20 protein-coding genes are annotated in these 24,144 nt (G+C 49.8%); 1 reads left to right on the plus strand and 19 read right to left on the minus strand.

The window, feature by feature from the left end:
* Positions 1-234: 234 nt before the first annotated feature.
* From aroF to liaF, 9 genes are all read right to left on the minus strand, one after another.
* The gene (gene aroF, locus ABEW34_RS03175) at positions 235-1,296 is read right to left on the minus strand and encodes a 3-deoxy-7-phosphoheptulonate synthase (protein ID WP_056039600.1); all 1,062 of its coding nucleotides are present in this window, start codon (positions 1,294-1,296) and stop codon (positions 235-237) included.
* Between the two features lie 191 nt (positions 1,297-1,487).
* Positions 1,488-2,465: a 4-hydroxy-3-methylbut-2-enyl diphosphate reductase gene (locus ABEW34_RS03180; protein ID WP_430154798.1), complete on the minus strand. Its 978-nt coding sequence runs from the start codon at positions 2,463-2,465 to the stop codon at positions 1,488-1,490.
* Between the two features lie 31 nt (positions 2,466-2,496).
* Complete coding sequence (locus ABEW34_RS03185; protein ID WP_430154800.1) at positions 2,497-4,005, minus strand: sensor histidine kinase; 1,509 nt, start codon at positions 4,003-4,005, stop codon at positions 2,497-2,499.
* A gap of 6 nt (positions 4,006-4,011) precedes the next feature.
* The gene (locus ABEW34_RS03190) at positions 4,012-4,701 is read right to left on the minus strand and encodes a response regulator transcription factor (protein WP_056039590.1); all 690 of its coding nucleotides are present in this window, start codon (positions 4,699-4,701) and stop codon (positions 4,012-4,014) included.
* Between the two features lie 113 nt (positions 4,702-4,814).
* The gene (locus tag ABEW34_RS03195) at positions 4,815-6,443 is read right to left on the minus strand and encodes a S1C family serine protease (protein ID WP_430154801.1); all 1,629 of its coding nucleotides are present in this window, start codon (positions 6,441-6,443) and stop codon (positions 4,815-4,817) included.
* A 200-nt stretch (positions 6,444-6,643) separates the two neighbouring features.
* Positions 6,644-7,054: a YugN family protein gene (locus ABEW34_RS03200; RefSeq protein ID WP_430154803.1), complete on the minus strand. Its 411-nt coding sequence runs from the start codon at positions 7,052-7,054 to the stop codon at positions 6,644-6,646.
* A gap of 121 nt (positions 7,055-7,175) precedes the next feature.
* Entirely contained in the window at positions 7,176-7,841 is a 666-nt protein-coding gene (locus tag ABEW34_RS03205) for a response regulator (protein WP_430154804.1), read from the minus strand.
* Positions 7,838-8,872, minus strand: a complete 1,035-nt coding sequence (locus tag ABEW34_RS03210) for a histidine kinase (protein ID WP_430154806.1) — start codon at positions 8,870-8,872, stop codon at positions 7,838-7,840. The genes ABEW34_RS03205 and ABEW34_RS03210 overlap by 4 nt, the downstream gene beginning before the upstream one ends.
* Before the next feature lie 6 nt (positions 8,873-8,878).
* Entirely contained in the window at positions 8,879-9,970 is a 1,092-nt protein-coding gene (gene liaF / locus ABEW34_RS03215; RefSeq protein WP_430154807.1) for a cell wall-active antibiotics response protein LiaF, read from the minus strand.
* 267 nt (positions 9,971-10,237) lie between these two features.
* On the opposite strand from liaF, the gene ABEW34_RS03220 reads away from it, so the two are divergent.
* Positions 10,238-11,533: an ammonium transporter gene (locus tag ABEW34_RS03220; protein ID WP_430154809.1), complete on the plus strand. Its 1,296-nt coding sequence runs from the start codon at positions 10,238-10,240 to the stop codon at positions 11,531-11,533.
* A gap of 108 nt (positions 11,534-11,641) precedes the next feature.
* On the opposite strand, the gene ABEW34_RS03225 is transcribed toward ABEW34_RS03220, so the two are convergent.
* From ABEW34_RS03225 to ABEW34_RS03270, 10 genes are all read right to left on the minus strand, one after another.
* Positions 11,642-12,019: a hypothetical protein gene (locus ABEW34_RS03225; RefSeq protein WP_056039570.1), complete on the minus strand. Its 378-nt coding sequence runs from the start codon at positions 12,017-12,019 to the stop codon at positions 11,642-11,644.
* A gap of 168 nt (positions 12,020-12,187) precedes the next feature.
* Positions 12,188-12,319, minus strand: a complete 132-nt coding sequence (locus ABEW34_RS03230) for a hypothetical protein (RefSeq protein WP_430154811.1) — start codon at positions 12,317-12,319, stop codon at positions 12,188-12,190.
* Positions 12,320-12,384: 65 nt separating this feature from the next.
* A complete protein-coding gene (locus ABEW34_RS03235) occupies positions 12,385-13,026 on the minus strand; it encodes a 3D domain-containing protein (protein ID WP_430154813.1) in 642 nt (213 codons plus the stop codon).
* A gap of 75 nt (positions 13,027-13,101) precedes the next feature.
* Positions 13,102-15,039: a threonine--tRNA ligase gene (gene thrS, locus ABEW34_RS03240; RefSeq protein WP_430154937.1), complete on the minus strand. Its 1,938-nt coding sequence runs from the start codon at positions 15,037-15,039 to the stop codon at positions 13,102-13,104.
* A gap of 437 nt (positions 15,040-15,476) precedes the next feature.
* Complete coding sequence (locus tag ABEW34_RS03245) at positions 15,477-15,680, minus strand: hypothetical protein (RefSeq protein WP_430154815.1); 204 nt, start codon at positions 15,678-15,680, stop codon at positions 15,477-15,479.
* A gap of 24 nt (positions 15,681-15,704) precedes the next feature.
* On the minus strand, positions 15,705-18,920 hold the full coding sequence (locus ABEW34_RS03250) for an efflux RND transporter permease subunit (protein WP_430154816.1): 3,216 nt from the start codon (positions 18,918-18,920) through the stop codon (positions 15,705-15,707).
* Positions 18,921-19,003: 83 nt separating this feature from the next.
* Positions 19,004-20,380: a sensor histidine kinase gene (locus ABEW34_RS03255; protein WP_430154818.1), complete on the minus strand. Its 1,377-nt coding sequence runs from the start codon at positions 20,378-20,380 to the stop codon at positions 19,004-19,006.
* The gene (locus ABEW34_RS03260) at positions 20,373-21,056 is read right to left on the minus strand and encodes a response regulator transcription factor (RefSeq protein WP_430154820.1); all 684 of its coding nucleotides are present in this window, start codon (positions 21,054-21,056) and stop codon (positions 20,373-20,375) included. Before ABEW34_RS03260 ends, ABEW34_RS03255 begins: the two co-directional genes overlap by 8 nt.
* 141 nt (positions 21,057-21,197) lie before the next feature.
* A complete protein-coding gene (locus ABEW34_RS03265) occupies positions 21,198-22,871 on the minus strand; it encodes a DUF4091 domain-containing protein (RefSeq protein WP_430154822.1) in 1,674 nt (557 codons plus the stop codon).
* Between the two features lie 71 nt (positions 22,872-22,942).
* Entirely contained in the window at positions 22,943-24,136 is a 1,194-nt protein-coding gene (locus ABEW34_RS03270) for a trans-sulfuration enzyme family protein (RefSeq protein ID WP_430154824.1), read from the minus strand.
* Positions 24,137-24,144: the final 8 nt, after the last annotated feature.

Consider the following 24,144-nt stretch of genomic DNA (forward strand, 5'->3'; position numbering starts at 1 on the left):
CCATTTCCGAACATTTGCTTAGTATTGAACGGGTAACGTTCTCCTATCGTTCCAAACCATGACGTTATTATAAAACTACGATATTATCATCGTCAATAGTTATGTGAGGTATTTTTTATTCGCATGTTAGCTATACTTACAGGTTTACACATTTGTTCACAATTCCTCCTACACGGCAAAAGGAAAAGCCGTAATCCCCTTATTTACATAGGAATTAACGGCTTTATAGGTCAATTATATTTTCCACTCTTTGAAAGCTTCTGCTGGCGCCTTCTCCGTGTTAAATTCTTTCCCAACAATTGGTGCGAGCTTTTCCAAATCCTTTAATAAATTAGCGAACTGGTCCGGAAACAGTGATTGTACCCCGTCCCCAGTCATCGAATTATCTGGATCTGTATGCATTTCCACGATCAGTCCATTCGCTCCAGCGGCTACTGACGCCTTAGACATTGGCTCTACAAGCTCGCGGCGACCCGTGCCATGACTTGGGTCAGAGATGACCGGCAAATGGCTGAGGCTTTGCAATACAGGAATAGCTGACAAGTCAAGTGTATTTCTTGTGTAGGTCTCGAATGTTCGGATTCCGCGCTCACACAGCATAACGTTCGGATTGCCTCCAGCAAGAATATATTCCGCTGCATTTAGGAATTCATCGTACGTTGAGCTGAAGCCCCGTTTCAGTAAAACAGGCGTTTGAATCGTTCCGAGCTTGCGGAGCAGGTCGAAATTTTGCATATTGCGCGTGCCGACTTGAAGAATATCAGCATATTCGGCGCACACATCTACATATTCCGGCGTCATCACTTCCGTAATCGTTAGCAAGCCATGCTTGCGTCCCGCTTCCGCCATCATGACCAAGCCTTCAACGCCGACGCCTTGGAAGCTGTATGGGCCTGTGCGAGGCTTAAAGGCTCCACCGCGAAGCACCTGGCCGCCAGCCGCTTTAACCAGTCGGGCGATTTCATCAATTTGCTCTGGTGTTTCGACTGCGCATGGGCCGCCCATAATAACTAAATTATTTCCGCCAATTTTAACACCTTTAATGTCAATAATGGTATCATCTGGGTGAAAATCACGACTTGCAAGCTTGTAGGACTTGGAAATTTTAATCACATTTTCAACGCCCTTGAGCTGGCGAAGATGCTCAGCTAATGTAGGTGCTGCACTCCCAATAATGCCAATTACGGTACGATCTGTTCCTCTTGATACATGGGCTTGAACGCCTGCTGCTTCAATATGGGTAACAATTTCAGCAATTCTTGCTTCTTCAATATGCGGATTAGTAATTACGATCATGTCAATCTCCCCTTTTCCACTTAAACGCTTGTTCGCTTCGACGCTTCTATGCTTTGTGGCTTTTATGCTTTTACTCGTTAAAGTGATTATATAAGAAGCAGCGCTGCCCGTCAAGCAAAAACTTTAGGCCTGCGCTATTCCCCGATCATTTTTTTCTCCCGCTGCTAGCGGGGTTATAGAAAAAAGACGCCTTACGGCGTCTCTGGTACTTCTGGGCGCGCAACCACTGACTTTTTACGGGCATTGGGAAGCAGCTTCTCCATATTGACGGTACGAACGATTTCCCACGTTGTAGGGTCATCATCGTTGTATTGCTCCAAATACGTAATAACTTCCTTCGTAAGAGGCGTAGGAGTCGAAGCGCCGGAAGTTACCGCAACACGTTCAATGCCAATAAGCCATTCCCGTTTAATCTCCGACACATCTGCCACACGGTAAGCAGTAACACCTGCGATTTCCTCCGATACCTGGGCAAGGCGGTTGGAATTGTTGCTGCGCGGATCTCCAACGACAATACAAAGCTGGGCTTCGCCAGCCTGTCCTGCTACGGCCTCCTGGCGAACCTGGGTTGCCAGGCAAATTTCATTGTGGACTTCCGCCGTTGGAAACTTTTCAATCAGCTTGCTTATAATATGGCGGATGTCCCATTGCGACATCGTGGTCTGATTCGTAATGACGATATTGCCTTCTGGCACTTCCAGCAAATCGATATCCTCGACACGCTCGATGAGATGAACGCGATCTGGAGCGACGCCAATGGCACCCTCTGGCTCGGGATGATTTTTTTTGCCAATATAAATAATATGGTAGTCCTCAGCCATTTTCTCGCGAATTAAATCATGCGTGCGCGTCACATCTGGACAAGTGGCATCGACAACCGTCAATCCCTTTTCCTTGGCACGTCTCCGAACTTCCGGGGAAACGCCATGGGCCGTGAAAATAACCGTCCCCTGCTCGACCTGCTCCAAAATTTCCAGACGGTTCTCCCCATCCAACGTAATAACGCCCTCCTGCTCGAACGCTTCCGTCACATGCGCATTGTGCACAATCATTCCTAAAATATATATAGGCCGCGGCAGCTCAAGATTTCTAGCTGTTTGCAATGCGAGTACCATAGCGTCGACGACGCCGTAGCAATAGCCCCGCGGTGAAATTTTAACAATTTGCATGTAGGTGCACCTGCTTTCTGAACCGTGGGCATTAGCCCAAAGTTCGATCCGTTCCTTCTATTATAGACGAATCTGTCGTCTCAGAAAAGACTACGGGCAGCCAGATCGTAAACTCCGACCCTTCACCCGTGCGCGTAAGCACTTCAATGGAGCCGCGATGCTCATCAATAATCCATTTTGCAATGGATAATCCAAGCCCCGTTCCAACCGTTTTGCCACGTGATTCGTCCACTCGATAGAAACGGTCGAATATATGAGGCACTTCCTCAGGGTCCATTCCCATGCCCGTATCGCTGACCGTAATCCCGACTTGATTGTCCTTGCTGCGTACGCTAAGCTCAATATGGCCTTCTACCGTATACTTGAAAGCATTCTCAATAAAGATAAACAGCAGCTGCTGCAAATAATCCTGATTGCCTCTGACCTCTATGCCGCTGAGCGGAGACAGGTCGCCGACTCGCCACTCAGCAGTGCGCGGGAGCAGTTGGGCACGGCGTGCCACCTCCTCAACAAGCGGCTGCATCGATACTACTGTTTTCTCCATTTCATAACCGGCATCCGCGCGGGCGAGCGCCAGCAAATCATTAACAAGCGTCGACATGCGGCGGGATTCCGCTGCAATATCCTGCATCGCCTCAACCGTAAGGCCGAAGCGCTGGTTATCAAGCGCCAGCACGATGCCGTCAAATGCATCCGGGTCCTTCGTCTTTTCCCACATTCGCTGGAGCAGCTCAATGTTGCCCCGAATCGTCGTCAGCGGCGTCCGCAGCTCATGCGACGCATCCGAGACGAACCGGCGCTGCGCCTTATAGGATTCATCGAGTTCATTGTAAGCCGTCTCCAAACGGGCCAGCATGACATTCAAGTTGTAGACGAGCCTTCCGACTTCGTCATAAGGGCCATCCATTGGAATTCGCACACTAAGATCAGAACCGTTTTGAATTTTCTCGGTTGATTTAATGACACGCTCAATTGGACGCAGCACCTGACGGGCCAAAAGCAAGCCTATTGTAAAGGCTATTAGGACAGCGATAAACGATGCGGTAAACAAAATCGTGCGCAAAGCTTTCAAATAACTTTCCTCACTCGTAACAATTGCGCCTACCTGAATAAGACCGATTAAATCGGGCTCCGCACTATCGCTGTAAATAGGACGCTGATAAATTAAAAAGGTTACATTTGCATCATTTACCTGAATGTTAGCCTTTATAAAACCATCCTGTACATTATCCTTAACGTCAGGAATTGGATATTTTATGCCTGTACTAAGCAGCTCCTTGCTCGCATTAATAATGCCCTCTTTATATCTGACAATTTGCAAATAAAAGGAACGCTCGTAAAATCGCCCTTGCGATGGAGCAATCAAAAGGTTGAAATCGTTGACAACTACCTTGTAGCTATCCGCTTCGCCCTTCAGCTGATCTTTCATCTGCCCGTACGTATTGTAATTAACAAATATATAGATGGCAAAACCAAATATCAGCAGCGTCATCGCAAGCAATGCTGAATACCACAAAGTTAAACGCAGCCGTATGGTCATAGCTGATCAGCCCTCTCCCCGCAGCACATAGCCTGTACCGCGAACGGTTTGAATCATGCGCTTGCCGCCGCCCTCCTCCATTTTCTGGCGCAGCATCGCAATATAAACTTCAAGAACATTCGACTCTCCGCTGAAGTCGTAGCCCCATATTTTTTCCATAATGACATCACGGGTCAATACGCGGCGCGGGTTCTGTATAAAGAGCAGCAGCAAATCATATTCCTTTGCCGTCAGCTCAATTCGCCGGCCACCCCGAATCGCTTCGCGAGCATCTTGATCAAGAGCAAGATCCTCATAGACGATTTTGCTGCCCGTATCCTCGATTTTATCAGGCTTGCGGCGCAGCAGCGCCCGGACTCTGGCAAGCAGTTCTTCGAGTGCAAACGGCTTCACAAGATAATCGTCGGCTCCCGTATCCAGCCCTTTCACCCGGTCGGTAATATCATCCTTCGCTGTCAGCATCAGAATCGGAACCGTGCTTCCGCCTTCACGCACTCTACGACACACTTCCCAGCCGTCTACATGCGGCATCATCACGTCGAGTATGAGGAGCTGTGGCTCCGCTGTCATTAGCAGCTTCAGCCCTTCGAGGCCATTGCTTGCAGTCGTCACTTCATATCCTTCAAAAATCAGGCTCCGCCTTAATAAAGAGGTGATTTTCTCATCGTCATCGACAACTATAATTTGTGTTCTCATCGGTACACCCCCATGTTCTTTAGCTTCATAAAAACAGACGCAGAGAGATTGTTCGCCTCTGCGCCTGATTGTAACCATTCAGCAACGGCTGCACCGATATGCTGGCCGCTTCATTATTCTGCGTTGAACTTATTGCGGTCGCCAATGGTGACCGACAAATCCATTTTCGCACCTTTACGGATAATATTCAACTGTACTTCATCGCCAACCACTCTCTTCTTAATCGCTGCGATTAAGTCCTGCGTATTGTTGTACACTTTGCCGTCTATGCCGGTAATAACGTCAAATTGTTTCAGATCGCCCAAGTAGGCAGGAGAGTTGTAGTAAACATTGCTGACAATGGAGCCTTCCGCTTTATCCATGCCTAGCTGCTTCGCCATAGCATCCGTTACGTCAGCAAGCTCTGCTCCTATAAAAGGTACCGGATCTTTCGGAACCTCAACGTTATTTTTCAAATTCTCCAATACGCCTTGGATCGTGCTCGTTGGAATCGCAAACCCGATTCCTTGCGCCTGCGAGCTTACGGCCGTGTTAATACCGATTACTTCGCCATTTACGTTAAGCAGCGGTCCGCCAGAGTTGCCTGGGTTAATCGAAGCGTCCGTTTGCAGCAAATGCTCGTAGTTGCGTGTTCCTTGCTCATCCGGAATGGAAATCGGACGTTCCTTCGCGCTGAGTACGCCAACGGTAATCGTATGGTCAAAGCCATAAGGATTGCCGATTGCTGCAACCCAATCACCGATTTTGATGCTGTCGGAGTTGCCTAGCTTCAAAGTAGGGAAAGCTTTCGTATCCGTTACCTTAAGCACAGCCAAATCCAGATTATAATCAGAGCCCAGCAGCTCCGCTGTTAGCGGCTTGTCATAGCCTTGCACCGTGACTTCGATCTTCTCTGCTCCGCCCACGACGTGCTGATTTGTCAAAATGTAACCGGAGGAGTCAAAAAAGAATCCGGTACCGCTGCCTGTTGCTTGCAATCCATTGCTGTTATTGTTTTGCTCCTGGCTGCCCGCTCCAGGATAATCCTGGCCGAAGAACTGCTCGAAGAAGGAATCAGCCGATGATCCGCCATTACTTCTTGTAGGTGAAGCAAAAGTCTCAATTTTCACAACTGCCGGGCTTGAAGTCTCGAACAGCTTGGCAATATCGTCTGGCCTGTCAGCTGCTGCGGTCAGCCCGCTGTTTTGTCCCGTTGCTGTAGCCGCTGTTCCCTGTTGAGATACAGTCGCTTCCGCCGGCTTGCTGAACCAATTGTTCACATCCGAAGCATACATTAAAGAGCCTACTACTAGAACCCCAGCAATAAACGAAGAAAACATCGCCTTGAAGGATGTTCTGCGCTGCGGCTCCTTCACCTGCCAACCGCCTCTGGCGGATGACTGCGTTGAGCTGAACGGCCTTACTGGAGCAGGAGGCATGCTATCGGCGAAGCTTGCCTGCTCACCCTGCTGCTGGCTGTACGGCTGGGATGCCGAAGCTGATTCCTGGCTGGATGCCTGTGCCTGAGTTGAAATAGGCTGATTGCCTGCTCCTGGCCCATCCGTTAGCACATTATTTTCGGGTGCACCCGACTTAAACGGTCCGTAAGAATAGTAGTAGGAAGGCTTGCTTGCCTGTTCAGAAGAATCAGCAGATGCTTCATCAGCTTGGACTGGCTGAACGTTGTCCTCCTGCTTCCGCTGCTCGTCCTCACGATTTTGGAAAAAATCATCAAAGCCGTTCTTTTTATTCTGATCGTCCATTCCCGTTTCCTCCTCATCGGTATACAATGAAGCAATTCAGTCTCTAAAGGCTGCTTGCTGGTTAATTGTTGTACTCCTATCATGCACATTCTACCTTAAAACAATCTTAAAAGACATTTAAACATACATAAAAAAACTCCCTATCACCAATGAAAGGGAGTTTTTCATGCTAATTTTATTATTCAAATGTCAGCTCAAGCTCAGGACAATGCCCGTTCTACTTGCTGCATAATATCCTTCGCCCGCTCGACCCATTCGCTTTCAATGTCAGCATCTGGATCAGTCGGCGCTTGAAATTGATCGAATAAGGCGCCTACCAGCCGCACCGAAGCTTCCTCATCATTGCCTTCTTTATATAAATGCTTAAGCACATATGGTGTTCCCAGCTTAATAGTGGCATCTGTATCCGAAGAGCTATTATCGATGGCGCCATCCGTCACTTCAAATGGAATCCGCAGCCATACTTTATAGGCTTCATCCAATGGACGATCGAATGAACCAGCTGCATAATCCCAATTGCCGCCTAAAGCAAACGTATGCTGCGTCAGTATATCGCGGGTTTCAATGAAGGATTGATGGCTGGCTTCCAGCTCTGATGACAGCAAAATCATAGCAAGACGCTCCTTTTATGTACGCTTTAGTACGGCTTATTTCGCCGCTGTACATCATTAGTATAGCCCGCCTTTTGCTGCAATATGTGATAACTAATCATGAGATACGGTTTATAGTCGATTATACACTTTTGGCCCAGCCTTTGCGATGAGCAAGCACCGCCAGCTGTGTCCGATCGTCCAGCTCGCATTTCATTAATAAATTGCTGACATGCGTCTTGACCGTCTTAATGCTGATGTGGAGCTCTTCGCCAATTTCCTTGTTTGAGCGTCCCTCGGCAATAAGCAGCAGCACTTCCTTCTCCCGCTCCGTCAGCCCCTCATCTCCCGATTGTGCCGCTTGCTGCCGAAGTCCACGCGTCAAAGCCTGAGACACATCAGCGGTCATCACCGGCATGCCTTTCGAAGCGCCGTTTAGCGCATAAATAAGCTCCTCCGCCGATACCGTCTTCAGTACGTAGCTGACCGCCCCTGCCTCAATGGCAGCATACACTTTATCATCCTCCAAAAAGCTCGTCAGCATGACGATTTTCACATCCGGATATTTCGCCATTACGCGCCTCGTCGTCTCAATGCCATCCATACCGGGCATCATTAAGTCCATCAGCATCACATCCGGCATCCCTTTCGGTATGCCGGCTTCAAGCTTATCAAGCGCAGCCTGCCCGCTGCCTGCCTCCGCTACAACTTCAAATTTCGGCTCCAGCATTAGATAAGTGCGCAATCCCGTTCGAACCATATCATGATCATCAATAATCATAATTTTCAACATATCCTGGCTGCTCATTTTTTATCGCTCCCCCGCCATATTTTTGGAATAGACACCTTGACCCTCGTTCCACTGCCTGGCTTGCTTATAATTTCTGCCGTCCCGCCTAGCTTCTGGGCACGCTCGTGCATCGTTGACAGCCCATAAGAACCGCGTTTGACTTCATCTACTCGGAAGCCCGTTCCATCATCCTGCAGGCTCAGCACAATTTGCCGTTCATTTTCCGAAAACGTCAGCGAGCAGCCCTCTGCTTTTGCATGCTTGACGATATTGGCCAGTCCCTCCTGCACGATGAGAAAAAGCTGATGCTCCTTCGCTTCCGACAGCGGCTCAACCAGCCGCCATTCCAGCTGTCCTTGCAAATGGTTTTGCCGGCAATAATCCGGAAACCACTTATCCAGCGCTTGGAGCAGCGTGCGGCCCTCAAGCTCCATCGGACGAAGCTGAGCAATAAAGGTGCGCATTTGCTTCTGGGCAAGCGTGGACATCTCAATTAACTGGCCCAGCACCTCAGCCGCGCGTTCGCTATCCACCTGCTGAAGCTTAGGCAGCGAAGAGGCGCACATATGCATCGCAAACAATTGCTGGCTTACCGTATCATGCAAGTCGCGAGCGAGCCTTTTGCGCTCTTCCAGCACCGCTTCTTCATTAGAGGCAGCTTCGGCCATAACCTGCTCCTCGCCCGTACGCTGGATGTAAGTCATTCGCTCCTCCATTTGCCGCGCAAGCACATTAAATTCTTCATAAAGCTCGGTAAAGGACAAGCCGCCCCGCTCGGCAATCCGAATTTCAAAGTTGCCGTTTACAGCCTGTTTCATTGCGAGTTGGAGCGTATCTACTCTGCGCTGTATGCGCCTGCCGGCCCAATAACCGCAAGACGCAGCAACAAGCAGGAAGACGGCTGCGGCAGTCAGCCACACTTCCCATCTCCCTGCATGCGGCATAAGCCCATAAGCGATTATCGCCGCCGCTCCATAAGCCAGAGCAGCAGCGAACACAAACATGGCAATCAATTCCCATTTTCCACTGCGAAGCAACCGAACCATCATAAACGCTTATCCCACCCTCGTCACACGAACATCGCCAATAAACGAGCTAACGACCAGCCTGATTTTTTTATCCGCATCTGCATAGGAAGGGGAAGCCATATCCATCGACTTGAACATGCCGTGCTCCTTTTTCCCAAGAAACTTCACATCGCCAATGAAAACGCTGCTTTGCACATGGATGCCCACCTCATAATCATTAGGCACATACACTTTCACATCTCCGATAAAAGAGGATACCGTGATCTTCGTTTCACCGTAAGCAATTTGTGCTTTCGTTAAATCAATAACGGTGTCCCCGATAAAATGTGAAATGTTAATTGGCTGCAGCTCCCAATGATCATGGCCAATATGAATATCGCCAATAAAATTGGAGCGGGTCTGTGTATTAGGGTCATTGTTCCACCATTCGCTTTTGCCGTTGCAGTGATTTTTTTCATTTTTCCACTCTTTACGCTGTTCCCGATACTGCTGCTTCCATTCTTTACGCTGATCGCGGTAATGCTGCTTGGCCTGCTCTTTCCACATGCTGCCAATCGGCTGTTCCTTCTCTAAATTTATTTTAGATTTACCACCTTCAAAGCCATTTTGCTGAAATGGTGCTCCATTAACGGAACCAGCTTGTTTTTGCTCCTGCTCAGGAGCAAAAGGGTCGGTTGGGCCCGGATGCAGCGGCGGTGCTGGAGGAACATCTCCGTCCCCATAACCATAAGATTTCCAGTCATCGGTAGGAGGCTCATCCTGCTTCCGTCTTTTCCTGCTCGGCTTGCGAAGCATATTAATGCCGACCAAAATAATAATAATCGGCCAAATATACGGAATAATATCACCTAAGGACCAATCCGACCAGCCCATGTTCCGAGCAAGAAACACGACGCCAATAATCATCATCACCCAAAATCCTCCGCCATGCTTGTGAGAATCTCTCGAGCATATTCCTTTTAGCCCAATAACGATTAAAATAAGCGGCCAGAAGTTGGAGATGATTTCTCCAATGCTGAGCTGGGTGGAAATGACACCCGTTTGATTGAGAAAAAAGACAACACCTATCGCAATAACTATGCCCGCTGTTATAAATCGATTGAAAAAGCTGCCATTCATGAGGTCATCAACTCCTGCCTTCAATTGGTTCTATTCTTCATACGTCTAAGTATAACGGACCCGCCAAACACAAGAAAGGGACGGCCGATTGAAATCCAGCTCGGTCTCTAGACCGAGACAAAGGAATATTACACCAGACAAACCTGACATGCGTCACGAAACATTACATAAAAGCGTTGACATTGTTAACTCGAAATCATTATAATGATCAACGAATTAGCAATGTAACATCATTTTATATCTGATTATAAGGGGTTGGCCTACACAATGGAGTTGTCAGAACTGTCGAGAGGTCTCGATACAATCTGGGTTGTCTTGACAGCGGCTATGATTTTGCTGATGGAGGGCGGCTTTGCGCTGCTGGAGGCCGGTTTCGTCCGCCAGAAAAATGCCGTCAGCATCATTATGAAAGTGTTCGTTGATATTGCATTCGGAGCGCTCGTTTTTTATTTTTTCGGCTTCGCTATTATGTACGGCAAAGACGTAAGCGGTCTGCTGGGCACCAGCGGCTTCCTGCTGAGCGGCGACCTTTCTCATATTGTCCTTAATATTTCCCATGAAACGTATTGGCTGTTCCAATGCGCCTTCGTTATCGCAGTCATCTCTATCGTATCCGGAGCCGTGGCTGAACGCATCCACTTCCGGGCCTACATTTTGCTGACGATCGCCATGACCGGACTCATTTATCCGCTTGCTGGCCACTGGGTATGGTCAACGGGCGGCTGGCTTGGCAAGCTTGGCATGATCGACTTTGCCGGTTCAGCTGTTATCCATGCCCTTGGCGGATTTGCCGCTCTGGCTGCTTCGATTTTCGTCGGGCCCCGCATTGGCAAGTTCAGCCCGGATGGCAAGGTGAACATCGTTTCGCCATCCAATTTGCCGCTCGCATCCGTTGGCGCCTTCATCCTTTGGTTCGGCTGGTTCGGCTTTAATGCCGGAAGTACGCTGAGCGCGACGAACACATCGATCGGGCATATCGCCGTAACGACGATGCTATCCGCTGCAGCGGGCGGAGCCACCTGCATATTGTTCACAATGTTTCGTTATAAAAAAGCCGACCCCCCAATGGTTATTAACGGCTCGCTTGCCGGGCTTGTCGGCATTACCGCTGGCTGCGCATTCGTCTCTGACGGCGCTGCCATCTTCATCGGCGCGATTTGTGGCATTATGATGGTACTCGCAACCGAATACATGGAAAGCAAAAAAATCGATGATCCTGTCGGTGCCTTCGCGGTACACGGCATTAGCGGCAGCATGGGTACGCTGGCACTCGGATTATTCGCCAAGCCAGAGCTCGCAAGCCAGGTTGGACAAGGCTATTACGGCTTATTTTATGGGGGCGGCTTGAAGCTGCTTGGTGTACAAGCTCTTGGCCTCGTTACCGTATCTGTATGGGGTTTTGTATTCACTTGGGGCGTATTATGGCTCATTCGCAAAATCATGCCGGTTCGCGTCTCCAAAGACGAGGAGCTAATCGGTCTGGACGTTGGTATTCACGGTGTTCCTGCTTACAGCTACGATACGGATTTTCTTGATGTAGACCGCCTGAAGAGCGGCAATTAATAGCTTTATAACTTTAACAAAAAACCTCCACATTCCAGCGATGCTTTGGCATCCGGGAATATGGAGGTTTTGTTTTATTTGAAAGGAATGAAATTTCTCTTCTATGTCTTATAGCAAATCATTCGCCAGCTCAAAGGGAACAGTGACCATATCCGTTGGAGCTGAGCTGTTCTGAATTTTGCGTACATTTTCAATTTCAAGCTTTAGCGCACGAACCTTCTCCATCGGCTTGCGTACGAAATGGATATGCTCCACGGCCAAATGATGATCCGGCTTCTTCCCTGACAACATGCGCCTGAAAGCAGACATCGATTGATAAGCCCGCTCTTCCTTGAGACGGCGCTTCTCGTAACGCTCGACCATTTGCTCGATTTCGATAATTTCCTGTTCCTTCTTGCCGATATAAGCGTCAATGAACGGAAGCACCTCAGCAGCTCTGCGATGCTCGGAAGCCGAATAGTTTGTGAATGTTATAGGATCAGTCATGAGAGTTCACCTGTCTTATCATGTGATTATTCGTTACACCGTAATCATACAATAAAACAGGTTCGTTTGAAAACTGTTTTTTATCTCCTTATTTCATCGGCTACCCGCGAGATTAGAGAAAAGGAGCCATAGCGCCTCCTTTTCTCACTTATTTATTAGGACAGCATGTTACTTCTGCTTTTTTTGTATCGATTTAGCGGCTGCGTTGCTCGTTTCATTGTTTTGCCCAAATTCTTCGGCAAACTCGGTATTCAGCTTTTGGTTCGATTGAGCTGCTTTATTATTTTTGTTCTTGGCCATGTTGGTTTTTCACCTCCCCGTCCATGTTAGTATGGCGGGTTAAGATTCTAATATGCATGCTGTTGTTACGATTCCAGATAAGCCTCAGGCAAGTCTTTGCCCGCCTCCGCTGCTTTATTGACCTTGTTGAGCCAAGCCTGGGACAGCTTCCCGCTGCCTTTGCGAATGACTTCAACCTCCACTGTGCGTTTGCCCCACTGCTTGAAGACATCCGCCGTAGTCTCAAAATACAAATCGATTCGGCTGCCTTTAATAGCCGATCCCGTATCGGCGACGACGCCATACCCGTATCCAGGAATATAAAGCAGAGAGCCAATCGGGAACAGCTTCGGATCAGCCGCAATTGTGGAAACCATATCACGGCGAACCTTCACGCCTGAATAAGTAATGCCGTAGCTCGGATGGCCAGGACGCTTTCCTGTCGATTCCACTCCGGCTGTGTAGCCCGTTGCAACGACCTTCACTTTATCATACGCCGGTTTTTGGGGCGTTAGCTGCTGCTTGACGGTTTTGACCTGTTTATCTTTAGCGATTTCCGCTATGCCTGTCTTTAGGGCCGCTTCTGGAGCAACTATTGCGGGCACAGGCTGCGTCAATGCTGCTTGATCAGGTTTCTTGTCTAGAAATGTCGTTATACAGATCGAGAGCAATACGAGCGCCGCAATTGCGAGCAGCATTTTTTTATAATGAAAAAAGCTTGTAACCATTTGGGCACTTCCTCCTCTGAAGAAGATTACCCAAGTGGTACAAGCTTTATACAGACGAGCTGCTGCTAGCTGCTCTTATAACGCCTTCGTTTTGATCTCTTGCTCTAACATGTCCGCTGTCTCGGCAATCGATTTTGCACCGATATCGCCTTCGCCACGTTTGCGGATTGAGACCGAGCCTGCTTGCATTTCGTTCTCGCCAACTACGAGCATATAAGGCACTTTCTCAATTTGCGCCTCGCGAATTTTATAGCCCAGCTTCTCGTTGCGAAGATCGCTTTCTACACGAATGCCCGCTTCCTGCAGCTTCTCAGCCACTTCACGCGCATATGGCTCATAAACGGTAGAAACCGGAATAACCTTCGCTTGAATCGGCGACAGCCATAGCGGCAGTGCGCCAGCAAAATTCTCCAGCAGGAATGCCGTCATGCGCTCCATTGTGCTGATGATGCCGCGGTGAATGACGACTGGACGGTGCTTCTTGCCGTCTTCGCCGATGTATTCCAGCTCGAAGCGTTCTGGTAGCAGGAAGTCCAGCTGTGCTGTGGACAACGTTTCTTCTTTGCCCAGCGCGGTTTTGATCTGAACGTCCAGCTTCGGGCCGTAGAAAGCCGCTTCACCTTCTGCCTCGAAAAATGGCAGGTCAAGCTCCTCTACAACTTCGCGAAGCATACGCTGCGACATTTCCCACATTTCATCATTTTGGAAATATTTCTCGGTATCCTGTGGATCACGGTACGATAGACGGAAACGGTATTCCTTAATTCCAAAATCTTCATATACTTTGCGAATGAGGTTAACAACACGCGCAAATTCTTCCTTGATTTGATCCGGACGGCAGAAAATATGTGCGTCATTCAGCGTCATTGCGCGAACGCGGTGCAAGCCAGTCAGGGCTCCAGACATTTCATAACGGTGCATCGTTCCCATTTCGGCAATACGCACGGGCAAGTCGCGGTAGCTTCTCATATCACTTTTGAAAACCATCATATGATGCGGGCAGTTCATTGGACGAAGAACGAGCTCTTCGTTATCCAGCACCATTTTCGGGAACATATCCTCGCTGTAGTGCTCCCAGTGGCCGGATGTTTTGTACAGCTCTACGTTAGCCAGAACAGGCGTATAAACATGCTCATAGCCAAGACGCTCTTCCATATCCACGATGTAGCGCTCCAAGGTACGGCGAACTTTCGCGCCATTCGGCAGCCATAGCGGCAAGCCTTGGCCAACCTCGCGCGAGAATGTGAACATTTTCAGCTCGCGTCCCAGCTTGCGGTGATCGCGTTTTTTCGCTTCCTCAAGGAAGTGTAGATGCTCATCGAGCTGCGCTTTTTTCGGAAACGCTGTTCCGTAAATACGCTGAAGCATTTTATTTTTGGAATCTCCGCGCCAGTAAGCGCCTGCTACGCTAAGCAGCTTGAATGCTTTAATCCGTCCTGTAGACGGAAGGTGAGGCCCACGGCAGAGGTCGAAAAATTCGCCTTGATCGTAAATGGTAATTTCCGCTTCCACAGGAAGGTCGCGGATCAGCTCCAGCTTGAGCGTGTCGCCAATATCGGTAAATACGGCAATCGCTTCATCACGGCTGACGACGCGGCGGCGGATGTCGAGATTTTGCTGGACAATTTTATCCATTTCCTTCTCGATTTTCACCAAATCTTCCGGCGTGATCGACTGTTCCATATCGATATCATAGTAGAAGCCATCCTCAATAACGGGGCCAATACCGAGCTTAAGATCTACATCGGCATACAGGCGCTTGATCGCTTGAGCCATCAAATGCGCTGTGCTGTGACGGTAAACTTCCAGCCCGTCAGCCGAATCCAAAGTGACGATTTCAACCTTTGCATCCTCGTTAATAGGTGTATAAACATCAACGGTTTTTCCGTCAATTTTTCCTGCGATTGCATTTTTGCGCAGTCCGCTGCTGATCGAGCCAGCTACCTCTTCAATTGTTGTTCCTGCAACATATTCCCTTATTGCGCCATCCGGCAAAGTTACTTTAATCGCCATTGTTTTCATCCTTTCCATTCGCTAAGCTTCCAAGCTGCTGCGTTCTGAACGCAAAAAAAGCACGCATCCCGCGAAGGGACGAGTGCTTGTAAGCTCGTGGTTCCACCCTAATTCGATTGCTCGCCTAACGCTAATCAGCGTATTTCATCCCGGCAGCAGCCAATCCTTAATTTATCTGGTAACGGAGATTTCCGGCACAGCTTAATGGCGCTTCACAAATGGAAGCCTGTTCGGCTATACAGCTACAAAGGGGTATATTTACAATTATCTGGAAGGAAATTACAGCCTTGTTTCCTCTCTCTGGACCAGTTGAATGTGTAAATACATGTCTTTATCAATGCTTTTTCAGCATATATCAGCATAATTATAGTCCTCAATAGCAAGCAGGTCAAGAGTTAAGACATACATTGCCATAAGCCCCTTTTATCCCGCTGCGCTCACGACAAGCCTTTTCCTTTATATAGGCTGCGGCGGCGTATGCGAACGATTCTATACACGCTGATTGAAAGCAGAATGAGGAAGAGCGGCATCAGTGCCACCTCGCTGCCCTGCCGTGTCGGCACCTCAGTGAAAGCAGCCCCCAGCATTAATACAGCAAATACACCAAACATCATGAATCTTCTTCCTTTACGTCCATTCATTGCTCCCACTCCCTCTTCCTCATCCTAATCATTGAACGCATCCGCTTCATTAACCTTGTGTTTTTTCCACACCATTTCATAAATGACCGGCATAACGATCAGCGTGAGCAGCGTGGAGCTGAATAAGCCGCCAATAACGGTAATCGCTAGCCCTCCCGAAATGAGGCTCGTCGAGGAGCCGGATAATGCAAGCGGAACAAGCGCAAGCATTGTCGCAAAAGCCGTCATTAAAATCGGTCTAAGCCTTGTTCTTGCCGCCTCTACTATCGCTTCTGTAATCGGTATGCCCGCTTTACGATTTTTCTCCACCCGGTCAAGCAGCACGACCGCATTGGTGACGACGATGCCGACCAGCATCAGCATGCCAATCATGCCGCTCATAGACAGGGCTTGCCCTGACAGAAGCAAAGCGCTGAGTGAGCCAATCGGAATAAACACCAGCGAGGCTAAAATAATAAGCGGCGTCCGCAAACCTCCGAACGTCATGCTCATAATTATAAATACAAGGCCTATCGCTGCCGCCATAGCAATACCGAGGCTTGAGAAGCCATCATTGATCATTTGCAGCCCGCCGCCGACCTTAAGCTCAACTCCAGAAGGCAGCGTCAGACTATCAATATCCGCCTGCACGAGCTTGGTAACGGCCGATACCGCACTGTCATCCTTCACCGTTCCACTGACGAGGGCATACATTTTGCCATCATCATGACTGACCTTGATCCAAGCTTTCTCCTCCGTTATATCTGCGATGTCCTTCAGCTTCTTCATGCCTGCTGCAGTAGGAATCTGTATATTTTCCAGCTCTTGCTTTGTAGCAATTTGTTGTTTATACGATAAGGTTATCGCTTGTTCCTTATTATCGATTTTGTAAGTGCCAGCATCGACTGGCCGAAGCTGCTCGCCGGTCAATTGCATAATCAAATAAGGGCTAATATTGGCGTCGATTCCGCTTTGATTGAGGGACACGACCCACTTAGGCGTTACCTCATCCATATTGTTTGTAATATCCTTTAAATCGCTGCTTTCCTTCATTAGATTTACAATTTGAAGGGCGGTTTGCGCCAGCTTGTCCGCAGTGTCCGCATAAATGCTGACATCAATATTGTTTCCCGAAGGCGGCCCCTGCTGTTCGCCCGCTTTAATATTGAGCGTCGTGCCTGCTTGCTTCGCAGTGACGACTGCCGGCAGCTCGGTCTGAAGCTTCGAAGTCAATTGCGCCATATCGCTTCCTTCAGCAAATTGAACTGTGATCGTCGCTTTATTATTGCCGCCGCGTGACAGCAGAGGATTAGCGCCTGCACCGCCAACCGAAACCTCATAGCTCTCTACGCTGCCTAGCTTGCTTAAATAAGCCTCCACCTTGCCGCTGACTTCGTCCGTCTGCTTTAAGCTGCTTTGCGCCGGCAGTGCAACATCAATAGCTAAGCTAGGAGTCGCGCTAGTCGGCAGAAAAGCTACGCCGATTAAAGGAATCATCCCTAGCGATCCTATTAGCAGCACGACTGCTGACCCTAATATGAGCGCTTTGCGCTTCAGAGCGCTGCGGATGATTTTTTCAAAACCATTCGAAAGTCTGCTTTCCTTCGCATGCGGCTTCACGCTTCTGAAAAAGCGGCTGCCCAGCACAGGTATTAGCATCATCGACACTAATAGCGAGATCGTAATGGAGAGAACGACAGCAATCGAAAACGGACGGAAAAACTGTCCAATGATCCCGCTGACAAAAGCGAGCGGTGCGAAGACGACGATCGTTGCTGCCGTGGATGAGGCTACCGCCCCGATCACTTCGCGGGTCGCTTGGTAGGCCAGCTCCTTGCCGCTTATTTTCTCGCCTTTTTCCTGCCGCCATCTATATATATTTTCAATAACGACGATGCTGTCATCGACGATCCGTCCGACGGACACGGCGATGCCGCCCAGCGTCATAATGTTAAGCGTATAGCCCATTTGATTCATAATCGCAATCGTGGCAAAAATAGAAATCGGCAGCGACAAAATCGAAATAATCGTCGCCCTTACATTGCGCAAAAACAGGAAAATAATGAGCACGCAAAACAATGTGCCATACAACCCTTCACGAATGAGGCCGGATACCGATTCTTTAATTTCCTGCCCTTGGTCAACGATGACATGATAGTCCAGCTCGCCTTTGCCTTGATAAGTGCCGAGCAGCTCGCTCACCTTATCAGATACATCCGCCGTGTTGGCATCCTGCGTCTTCTGAATCGAAATTACAAAGCTCGGCTCCCCATTAAAGCGGGTAATTTCATTTTGCTCAGATACCGTCTTAATGTCGGCAATATCCCCAAGTGTGATAGCCGCTGCGGCACCCGCACCTCCTGAAGCTACAGATCCATTCGATGCTCCTGCGCCGACAGCGTTTCCTGATGCAGAACCTGCGGCACTGCCAGCAGCAGCTTGCTTAGCCGCATTGCCCTGCAAACCTCCTGCACCCACTCCACTCGCGCTGCCTGTCGCTGAACCTGCGGCTCCGCCGCCAGCGGTTGCCGTCAGCTTCAGCGCTTCAAGCTGCTTCAAGCTGTCGAGACTCCCGGTCAGCCGGATTGGTATGACCGTCTCCTCCTGCGACACCGAGCCCAGTGGCAGGGCGTAGTCTAGCGCCTGAAGCGCCGTGCGGATGGAGCTGAGCGTAATGCCATGCTGCGCTGCTTTATTTTTATCTACAACAATGCTTAGCTCATTTGACGCACCGCCCTTCAGCGTTACGTTTCCTACTCCAGCAAGCTTTTGCAGCTCAGGAACGACGCTGTTTTGCAGCTCATCACCAAGCTTAGCCGAGTCTCCTTCGGCAGCAAATACAGCCGCTTGATAAATAGGCTGGCTATTTGCCGACAAGCGCTGCACCGTTACACTCGCATTATCAGCCAGCTTCAGCTTGCTGAGCTCAGCTTCAACTTCGCTGTATTTTTTGTCCATGTCGGTGCCGAAGGGAAACTGGATAAAAATGCTGGCTGCATTTTCAGAAGAGGTGCTCGTTAGCGACTCATAGCCCTGCACACGCTTCAAATGGTCTTCAATCGGCTTTGCAACGTCCGACTCGATTTCCTCCGTTGAGGCGCCAGGCTGAACCGCCTGCACGAACACGGCCGGGAAATCCAAATCCGGAAACGTCTGCTGCTTAATTTGCGTGGAGGCATACAAGCCGTACCCCAGCACCAAAACGCATAATAAAATGACGGCAACGCTATTTTTCAAACTAAATTTGGTCAACCGATTCACTGTGTATCTCTCCTCTCGCTGTATAACCTCCTTCATCATAACGAGTAATTTTGTACTAATTATGTACAGGGCCGCCGTCTGCCCTAATTGGATTTATCTGGTGGAGCGAGCGGAAGCACAACGGTCATCGTCGTCCCTTTGCCCAATGCACTCTCCGCCCTGACCTCTCCCGCATGGAGCTCGACAATTCGCTTAACAATCGAGAGGCCGATGCCATTTCCGCCAACTGCTCGTTCACGGGCTTGATCTATTTTATAGAAGGGTTTGAAAATATGATGAAGCTCCTCTTCAGGAATGCCAGCCCCGCTATCGGCAACCGCCACAGTCACGCTATGCTGGCTTGCCGCCAATTGAATGGAAATGACACCTCCAGCCCCCGTAAACTTAATCGCATTGCTCAGCAGGTTCGTCCATAGCTGGCTCAGCTTATCTTCATCTGCTGTAATGACTACAGGCTCCAGGTCAAGATCGAGCTGTATGTTTTTGACGGACCAAAGCGGCTCGCTGGCAATCATGACGTCTTTAAGCTGCTCATCCAAGCGATATTGGCTCATATTCGGCTGAATCTGGTCCTGCTCGAGTGCGGACAGCTTGAGCAAATCCTGCGTCAGCCGGGAAAGGCGGTCGCTTTCCTCCTCAATGATGGTGAGCAGGCGAAGACGGCTTTCCTCATCCATTTTTTTCTGCTTAAGCGCCATTGTGAAGCCTTTAATCGAAGTAAGTGGCGATTGAATTTCATGGGAGACGTCCGAGACGAACTGCCTTCTCACCCGCTCCAGCGAATCGAGCTCCTGCGCCATCTGATTAAAGCTTGCTGTCAGCTCGCCTATCTCATCCTTGCGTTTCGTAGCGAGCCTGATGCTGAAATCGCCTTTTGCCATTTTGCGCGTAGCCAAGGTTAAATGCTTTAGAGGGCGCACCATATAACGGGAGGTAACAATGACGAGAAGCGTTCCAATTAATAGAACGAAAATAAGCTGCATGCGGAAATAGCCGACAGCGAGGTTGGCAACGCCATTCGTTTCGGGCTTAATAAATAAGGCGTAAGCATGTCCTTCCATTTGAAAAGGGAGCCCTACGACGAGCCGGTCATAATCTTTGTCCATTCCGCCCCGGTAAACGCCGCCGCTGAGCACGCTGCGCAGACTTTCCCCCTCTACGTTCAGCTTATGTTTGGCAACCTTGTCGGTTTCGTGCAGCGGTCTGCCTTGTTCGTCATAAACGATAAAGGTAAAAATCGGCAGCGCGGTAATGCCCTCCATTAAAGCATCCAAATTGTTGGGATAAGAGTGTTTGTAGGATTCGATTATCGTTTTGCCGCTGGCGATTAAATTGTCCTGTACATAGGTGCGAAGCTTATAGCTAAACAAAAAATGGGTCATGAAAAAGCTTAAAACGACGCTCGCCAAAACCGATGCGATAAACATCAAAATTAAACGGACATACAGCGATTTAATCACGGTATACCTCCAGACGGTAGCCAAGTCCCCAGATCGTCACGATTTTAAAATCCAGATCATACGCGGCAAAACGCTCCCTTAGACGTTTAACATGCGTATCCACCGCCCGCTCATCACCCTCGTAATCATAGCCCCATATTTGCTCAATTAACGCATCGCGCTTGAACAGCTTGCCCGGATAGCTCGCCAGCAAAAACAGCAGCTCAAATTCCTTGAGCGGAATCGATTCACTTGAGCCTGTATCCTTATAGCGTATATGATAGCTTGTTTTATCGAGCGTCACTTGGCCGAGCCTGACGATTTGCGAAATTGAAATCCGGTACCGCTTCAACAGCGCCTTCACCCGCATGACCAGCTCCATCGGATCAAATGGCTTCACCATATAATCGTCGGTGCCCAGTCGAAAGCCTTTAATTCGCTCCGGCGCCTCCCCTTTGGCGGTAATCATCATAATCGGCTTGTCCCCCGCTTCCCGCACCCGGCGGCAAAGCTCCCAGCCATCCATCTGCGGCATCATAATGTCGAGGATAATGAGATCAACCGGATGATTGCAAAAATAATCCCATGCGTCCGCCCCGTTGCCTTGCTCTATAATTTCCATGCCTTCGTCCTCCAAATACAAACGGAGCAGCTGCCGGATATGCGGATCGTCATCTACTACCAGTATGGTCGTCATGCCATTTCCTTCTTCCCGATTTTTAGTACAGTTCTATGTCTTAGTGTAATACACTTTTTTGTATTATTTATGTATGGGGACAAAAAAAAGACACCGCTGCTTATCCAGCGGTGCGCGAAAACGTATAGATGATATTGCTGCTTATATTCGGTACGATTGAATGGCCCTGTTGATTTGCTCTCTTTTGCCAAGGAGCCATTGTGTCTGTCTAGGATAGGCATTGAATGTGATAGGCTCGCTAAGTCCCTCCTCCAGCAGCTCCAGCGCGGCCTCACGGCCGGCTAATTGCTCAAGCATCCGCAGGGCGCGCAAATCCTGAATCGCTTCCAGCATCACCTTTAAGCGAATCGACTCTATTGGCCCATTCTCACCCGGATACACCAGGAAAGCATCGCCCGAAGGAAACGCGCCCTCGGCATCCGTGATTTGATAAGGGTTAACCGCGCGAAGCGAATACTGCGAATACCAGAAGTTGTAGCCCCAATGCAGAAAGCCCTTGATGTCAAATTTGTAGAGCTGCATGCCCAAAATGCGGCTTCTTGCCGACGGCATATGAAAAAAACGGTTCGCCACTTCCTTATATTGGGCGCAGCAATAATAAGTCCATAAATCCTTTATGCCCGCGGCGATAAAAGGCTCAATATGGTCGCTTGACGGAATAGGCTGACTAACGAGACCTTTCTCGTAAAACTCAAAATCAGACAGCGCATCAATGACAGGGAAACCCTTCGTATGTTTGCGGACCAGTTCGCTCGCAAGCCGGTAGCTGTTCAAATGCTCCTCCAAGGGCTCGTCCGACACATGAAAATAACAGCGCCCCTCCAGGCCGTTTTCCTGAATAAACGCAAGCAGCGCAGGCAAAAGCTGTTCAAGAAACTGCGTATATGCTGCTTCCGCTGCATTCGTATGCCAGCCGAAAAGAGGAACAAGCTCCTCCTGCTCTTCGACCAAAATTTTCGGCGCATGCTTGGCTCCCCATTGAGTAAATAAATGAGAAAACTCCAAATAGCGGATTCCCTGACGCTCACACATGCTGATCCAGCGGGATAGCCGTGTGAAGTCAAACTCGTAATTCAAGCCGAGCTTGCGCACACCAACGAGCTGCACGGTCGGACGTTCACCACCGACCTGCGTATCGAGCGGCGGGGTGAATAGCGGAGTCAACAGCATATTCATCCCGTGGCGGGCTGCTGCTCCGGCATAAGTCTCCATTAACTCCCAATGGCGCTCGCTGAATACCTCTACGTTATACTGCGTCGAAATGCAATCAGCGTGAAACCATTCCGTATGAAGCAGCTGCTGCTCCGGCAAAGCAGCCGAAATCCGCTCCAGCGTAAATAAGGCTTTCGCAGCCGTTGATCCATCCTCGGTCAAAAAAGAAACCTGAATGTCCTGCAAACCTGCCAGTTCGCCTGCTTCAGCCGGGATTTCGATCCATAGGGCACGCCATTGATTGGGCAGCACCTTGAGCCGATTGCCCGGCTCCAGCGGATACAGCGGGTCGGGGTACAGACCGGGTTCCGTGCGCAGTACATGCTCGTCCGCGTCACCATAACAGGGCAGCTCCGAAGGCGCCAAGCCTACGCTGCGAATGATAATGGCGGCGTCCACCACAGTAGAGGATACAGCCACGTTGACATAAAAAGCGCGCTGAGCCTGCACGGAGCGGTAGGCTACCTGAAAGGCATAAACTTCGCCGCGAAGGGCACTTCCATTTTTATGAGGCGGGGCGGTGAGCGTGCCGCGCGGAAATATTTTTTCCAGTGAGCTGATGCTCCGTGCTTCCATTGCAATCGACTGCTGACTAGCCGTCATTTCTGGGCATGCTCCTTTCCCAAGAGGCCATAGGCTGAACTGAACGATCTCGCATTCTTGTACACATATTTCTACATATTGTTTCTTTTCAGCCCGAAGCCTGCCGCCTTGAAGGCCGCAGCCAAATCGGCAATCAAATCTGCCGGGTCCTCCAAGCCAATGTGCAGCCGCACCAAAAGTCTCCTCCACTGCTGACTGCTCACATTCACCGGATTCGGCATCGCTGCTGCCTCCTGCAAGGAAACCAGGCTTTCATAGCCTCCCCAGCTAAAGCCGATGCGGAAGTAAGTGAGAGCATCAACAAATCGTACAAGCAGCTCCCGATCGCTGCCTGCCTCGAAGGAGAGCAGGCCCCCGAAGCCTGTCATTTGCGTTAGAGCCAGCTCATACTGCGGATGGCTTGTCAAGCCAGGGTAATGGACGGCCGTAATGAAAGGCTGTGAGGCCAAATAAGAGGCAAGCGCAAGTCCGCTCGCCTGATGACGGGCCATGCGCAGAGGCAGTGTCCGCAAGCCGCGGGCCATAAGGGCAGCTGTCTGCGGCTGCATGACTGCCCCAAGCAGCACATGCTCCTGGCGGTCAATCGCCTCAAGCAGCTCAGCGCTGCCAATGACGACTCCGCCCATGGCGTCGCTATGGCCGCCGATATATTTCGTCAGCGAATGAACGACAAGATCGATACCATAATCAAGCGGATTTTGAAAGCATGGCGTCGCCCATGTGTTGTCAATAATAGTTCGAATGCCACGGCCTCCAGCCAGTATGGCGCAAGCTCGCAAATCCTGAAGCTCGAACAGCAGGCTCGTCGGGCTTTCCAAATACAGCAGCTTCGTTTCCGCGCGAATAGCCGCTTCAATCGCTGTAAGCGAGCTTCCGTCAACGAAGCTGGTTTCAATGCCAAAGCGCAGCAAATAGCTTCCCATTAGTTCGCGTGCCGGACCATACGCTTGGCTGACGCACACGATATGGTCTCCTGTCCGAACGGAGCTGAGCACCGCCGCCGAGATCGCCCCCATGCCCGTAGCAAAACAGCGTGCCTTCTCCCCGCCCTCCAACGCCGCAAGCCGCTGCTCCAGCTCATGAACCGTTGGATTATTTCCACGCGAATAAATATAGCTGTCTCCCGGAAACGCGTTTGCGTTCTCCATCCGTGCTACCGATGAGAAAGTGAATAAGTTGCTGTCATACACGGGAACATGGACCGCTCCATAATGGCGATCATCCTGCGCATCATGCGCGACCAAAGAATCGGCACTTTTTTTCATTGTCTTTA

This window comes from Paenibacillus algorifonticola, from assembly GCF_050481745.1.
Lineage (GTDB): Bacteria > Bacillota > Bacilli > Paenibacillales > Paenibacillaceae > Pristimantibacillus > Pristimantibacillus algorifonticola_A.